The sequence below is a fragment of the Acinetobacter sp. IK40 genome, from assembly GCF_035615075.1.
Classification (GTDB): domain Bacteria; phylum Pseudomonadota; class Gammaproteobacteria; order Pseudomonadales; family Moraxellaceae; genus Acinetobacter; species Acinetobacter courvalinii.
Map to the genome: position 1 here is coordinate 1 of NZ_JANBOE010000021.1, position 5,722 is coordinate 5,722.

Consider the following 5,722-nt stretch of genomic DNA (forward strand, 5'->3'; position numbering starts at 1 on the left):
GATCAGTTGTGTAGGCTCAAGGATTCCCATTTTCCCAACAGCAACAGCCTTACCTAAACCTGTATCCACCAATCCTTCAGCATTCTTTGGTAAAAAGGTTCCATACATATAGGTCGCACGACGTATCATGGCTGAACCTGCCATCAAATTTTCACTGGTCGCTTCTTCCATAAAGCCTTGTGGCGCAATAATTGGGGTTTTTCTAGCGTTAATTTCTTCTGTAGAAAGAACGCCTAATGCACCACCAAAATGATCGATATGGCTATGGGTAAAGATAATGGCTGAAATTTTTTGCTCACCTAAATGCTGCCTAGCAAATTTAAGTGCTGCTTCAGCCGTTTCTTTAGAGGTTAATGTATCCACAATAATCCAGCCAGTATCACCCTGAATAATGGTCATATTTGCCAAATCAAAACCACGAATTTGCCAAACTCGATCTGTCACTTTAAATAGACCAACATTATTGTTGAGCTTTGCTTGTCGCCATAGTGCAGGATTAACAGTATTTGGTGCTGGATCATTTAAAAAATTAAACGCATCAAAATCCCAGATCACATTGCCTTTTTCACTTTTAATTTGACCTGTTGGCTTGGCAATAAAGCCTTTTTGCGCATAATTAAACTCTGTCATATCGTCTAAATTATATTTCGTTTTATACGCATTATTTGATTCAATGACCGCTTTTTCGACTTGTCCATTTGCTGCAAAAACAGAAAATGGCAAAATAAACATCAATGAAACCGTTAAAAATTTAACTTTCATTGTCTTTCCTTCTTCAAAATATCCATAAATGTTGATTTCCTTGTCTATACTATTTTTGATATGTGTTGAATTAATAGAAGCTTTTCAATTCAAACATTATAATAACAGCCATCATTTTTTATGATGGAATCATAAAATAATATTTTACAAGAATATACCTGTTTTTATTAAAACTACGCAGTCCTTATTGGGCATGAGTTAGTAGGAGAGAAAAATAAAAATTTTGTTAAAACCTAAAGAAAAACCCCTCTGAGTCTTGCAACTTAGAGGGGTTTTGTCTTAAATTTGGTGGTACGCAGTTATTTGATGTTCGAGCATCAAGTAACGAAGATCATAAGGTTTGACGACCGTTATGATTTCACCTTTCGGCTTGTACCGCTTTTCAAATTCTATCAAATTGATAAAAAATGGCAAGCATTGTATCAGTAAAAAGTCTTTCGTTACCTGACTCTCGTTCATCCAATAAGCAATACATAGACAGTATTCGAGCCTTATCAGCTTCTGTGCATCCTTTTTAAGGAAGATATGCGGTGCATGTGGAGGGAATAAGTGTCACTGGTGCATCGTAGCGATAGTGAAAGCTGAGAAGCAGGAGCTGAACCGTTACAGGGGAATCCCACAAAAGCGGAGCGTTGAGAGTAGTTGTATAGGTTGGTTAAGTTGCATGTTGGAGAAATCCTCGCAGAGATACCGCCATACTTCGACAGGGAGCGCGTGGGGAGAGGTGCAGTACCTTTAGTCCTTGTCTGCCATGTATGTGAAGCATGGTGCGGATACGACCGATGCGTGGCTCCGTCAGCCTAATCAGGTTAAATCGGCAATACTTAGGGGATGTGTTATTTTTTGAATGACAGCCCTTAGGGAGAGTATTGCCGAAACTCTCTCAACGCTCACCATCTGCCTGAGCAAAGCGAGGGCTGTGGTGGTGGTGAGAAAGAGTTGAGTGCTATTGTTTTACAAGATTTATGCCAGTTCTTATTAGGGTTTATATACTGTATCATTTGATTAAATTTTAGTATAAATAATTCTTTCCCCTTTTTAAATAAGCAAGGATACACAGTTACCCCTATTTCACTTCGTTTAATAGTGCTAAGCTGTGACCTTGATCAGGGGCTTCACCCCCGATACCCCCGAAAACCGGTTTAAAGAAAAATCAAAGATTTTCCTCTAAACCGGTTAGACCAAGAATGGGATTGTTCAAGTGGAAATAGATTCAGTAACTAAACAGAAAGTAGTACGGGAACGGACGTTTAAAGTCAGACTTTCAGAATCAGAATATCAATTGCTCGATGCCAATAATCCTTTTGGTTCAATCGCAAAGTTGCTACGTCAGTCAGCAGTAGATAAAGCAACAAAGATTTATAATTCCAAAGCAGATGATGCTGAAAAAATTAAATCAACAAAGATTGTTGAATCTTCATATAGCAAGACAGAGAGAAATTTAATCCTAGAATTGGGTCGTATAGGTAATAACGTGAATCAGATTGCCAAAGCGATTAATACGGATATTGCAGGGACAGGTACTTTTGACAAAGTGAAGTTACTTCATTTGTTGATTTCCATAGATCAACAACTTCGGGAGTTACGACCAGATGATCGTTGATTTTTTTAGACATGGTTCAGGATTATCTAAAGGTTGTCTAGATTATTTGCTTGGTGAAGATAGAGAGCGAGAACATGCACAGGTTTTAAGTGGTGATGTTGACTTGACCGCTCAACTGATTGATAGCAGTCCTTTTGCCAAGAAATATACCAGTGGTTGTTTATCCTTTTACGAGCATGCTTTATCTGACCAGGATAAACAGCAGATCATGCAAAATTTTGAGGAATGCCTTTTCCCTGGTCTCGATAAAGATCAGTACCAAATTTTATGGGTACAGCACCAAGATAAGGTGAATCAAGATACTGGAGAGACACGGCTTGAGCTGAATTTTGTGATTCCAAACGTTGAGCTTTCGACAGGCAAACGGCTACAGCCATTTTATGCGCCAGTGGATTTAGATCGAGTGGATCTGTTTAAGCAGATTACCAATGCAGAACATCAACTATATGATCCCGATGATCCGAACAATCAGCAGCTTTTAATCAATAAGAAGAACTTACCCAAGGATGTGAAGGATTTTAAAGATCAGTTACACCAAAGGATTTACCAAGCTGTAGTCGATGGCAAAGTTGCCGATCGGCAAAAATTGGTTGAATGGCTTGAATCGAATGAAATCAAAGTCACCCGACAAACCCAAAAATCAATATCAATCGAAAATCCATACGAGGGCGCAACACGTCCTATCCGTTTAAGTGGAGAGGTTTATGAGCAAGGCTTTAGCGCTACTGGCGAATATCGACAAGAAGTACAACAGCGAATTGCAACGTACCGAGGAACAACTTCTGAGCGGTATCGAGCAAACGTCACAGATTATCAAAGACAGCTTGAGCACAAGAGCCAATATCACAGCGACCGCTATCCAGCAGTCAGACGAGAAATTAGCGCAGAACCTACAGAACAGCTCACAGCAGATCGAGAAGCAGCTCGACCAGTACCAAGCCTTGCTACAGTCCAAATTGAGCCGTTTAAAGCAAATGAACGAGCAGATACAGACAAAAGAACAGCAAGTTCAGAACAAAAGCCTACTGAAACAGCTTACCACTTTGAATATGGCAATGATTTTGGGAGCTGCTATTTTAATTATTCTCATTATTGCGCTCGGTTTTATGGGCAAAAGCAAGTACAACGAGATACGGACACTCAATATGACCATCAACGAGAAACAAATGCGAGTGGATCACCTGAACCGATCGGGGGGCAGTTTGACGTTCAGCACATGCAGACAGCAAAACAGCAAAGCCCAACGTCTATGTATTCAGATCAACAAGGACGCAGGGGATTGGCAGAACAACTTCATGGTGCCGATGGGGTATTAAGTGATGACCGAATTAGAAACACAGTTATTGAAAATCATCGAAGAACAACAGCAGCAATTACAGCAACAACAAACTCAGTTGCAGCAGCAACAGCAGAGTTTAGACGTGATGCAAAAGAAAATTATCCAAGCCTTATCAGCACAATCAAAGGCAATGGAGAGCGTACAGACAGACTTAGTGCAAACACAAAAGTCATTATCGACAATACAGACACAATTTCACGAATTGGAAAAAAATACAGCGACCTATACCGAGCAGATCAATGGCAAAGTCAGGGAGATGAGCCAAATTACAACGAATTACGAGGACGTACTGGAGAAAATCTCAACCACACAACGGTCAGTCTCGTCACAAGTAGCCAAAGCTCAGCAGAATTTGCTCGAAACGTCCGAACTATTGAAGCGAATATCGTCCAAATGAAGGAACGGAAAAAGGAAATGGAGCAGCCCCAACCTAAGCGAGATCGGGGCATGAATTTTGGCATGTAGGGTTTATGCTCGATTCCGACTGTTGCTAATCAAAAATATGGAACAATGATTAAATATTAGGCGTGAAACGTGAAGAATCAATAAAAAAGCCCGACTTAGACAAGTTAGGCTTTTTTATTGATTGTAAATTATTGAAATAATTAAACTAATTTTGTATTTATGTGCACTAATGTGTGCACATAAAAGCGGAGACTTTAATTTGGTAGGGTTCTTTAAGCCCAGTCATTTCATCCTAATCATTTGGTCGAGTGACAATTGGAAAAGTTGAGTCTGGACGTTTAAACATTGCAAAGAATTTTCCAATTTCCAATGGATTGCCTTTGACTTTACTTTCGTTAGAAAGCAGGACTTTTACCCCTTTTATTTGACCTGTAATCATTTTTAGATATAAGGGCTTGGTTACGGTTAATGTTGGGCAATCCGATGCCAAATCTTTACTGTCATCATGACGCTTAAACTGCATGATTGAGTTTTCAACCCATAATGAAAAATTCTCTTGGGTATCCGACAAAACCAGATTGATACACTGGTTTTCATTTTTTAAATTTTCCACATCTAAATTTGTCGCCATGGCTTCAAGAAATCTTTCAGTTGGCGTGTGAATCAATAAATCACTCGGATCAGATGTATTTTGTAGGGGTACATTATTTTGTAGCTCTTGAGCACCCACCAAAAAGAAATTACGCCAAGTTGAAGCCTCAGCAGCATAGCCCAATTGACGATACGTATTTGCCAATAAGTCTTTTGCTTGTTGGTTTTGAGGGTTATTCAACACAATATGTTTTAAAATCTCGGCAGCCCATCTATAGTCAGCTTGAGCATAGGCATCCCGCGCATTTTTTAATGCATTATTCTCCCCACCTGCCAACTCAATATATTTTTTTGCAACAGCTTTAGGCGGTAATGGATCTAAATTGGAAGGATGAGCATCGAACCATCCCATATAGTATTGGTATATCGCTTTTACATTATGCTTTAAGGTTCCATAATAGCCATGCGCATATAGCTTTTGATCAAGTGCCGCTGGAAGCTGAATTTTCTCGGCAATTTCAGCACCATTAAAACCAGAGTTCATATATCTCACCGTCTGATCATGTGTGAACTTATAAACATCTCGCTGGGTTTTAATAAAATCTTGAATATTGTCATTGCCCCAGACAGGCCAATGATGTTGTGCAATCAATACATCGGATGCTTTGGCATGCTGCATTGCTTGGTCTAAATAGCCTACCCATTTTAAGGCATCACGGACTTTGGCACCGCGGAGGGTATAAAGATTATGCATGGTATGCGAAAGAATTTCTGCGCCATTATAAAGTTTCAGTGATGGGATAGAGAAGGTTAACTCTGCTGGCGCTTCTGAACCCGGCACGTTATAAAACACAAAATCCAAACCATCAATGGTCATTTTCTGTTCTGCTTGGGTGATCAGTTGTGTAGGCTCAAGGATTCCCATTTTCCCAACAGCAACAGCCTTACCTAAACCTGTATCCACCAATCCTTCAGCATTCTTTGGTAAAAAGGTTCCATACATATAGGTCGCACGACGTATC

The 5,722-nt window shown here is 39.8% G+C and carries 4 protein-coding genes; 2 read left to right on the plus strand and 2 right to left on the minus strand.

All coding sequences use genetic code 11. The features are described from left to right. Positions 1-762 (minus strand): MBL fold metallo-hydrolase (locus MSG93_RS19095; protein ID WP_324622986.1); only part of this gene is annotated, 762 nt, incomplete at its 3' end. A gap of 1,201 nt (positions 763-1,963) precedes the next feature. Between MSG93_RS19095 and MSG93_RS19100 the strand changes: the two genes are divergently transcribed. After that, positions 1,964-2,365 (plus strand): MobC family plasmid mobilization relaxosome protein, encoded by a 402-nt coding sequence (locus MSG93_RS19100; RefSeq protein WP_004706792.1) that lies wholly within the window; start codon positions 1,964-1,966, stop codon positions 2,363-2,365. Next, the gene (locus MSG93_RS19105; protein WP_004706791.1) at positions 2,355-4,169 is read left to right on the plus strand and encodes a relaxase/mobilization nuclease domain-containing protein; all 1,815 of its coding nucleotides are present in this window, start codon (positions 2,355-2,357) and stop codon (positions 4,167-4,169) included. Before MSG93_RS19100 ends, MSG93_RS19105 begins: the two co-directional genes overlap by 11 nt. A gap of 232 nt (positions 4,170-4,401) precedes the next feature. Here MSG93_RS19105 and MSG93_RS19110 read toward each other — a convergent pair. Beyond that, the coding region (locus MSG93_RS19110) for an alkyl/aryl-sulfatase (RefSeq protein ID WP_324622987.1) at positions 4,402-5,722 on the minus strand (1,321 nt) is incomplete at its 5' end.

Bases quoted from the DNA above. Each gene is read 5' to 3' on its own strand.
- MSG93_RS19105 (WP_004706791.1), top strand. From the start codon at position 2,355: ATGATCGTTGATTTTTTTAGACATGGTTCAGGATTATCTAAAGGTTGT.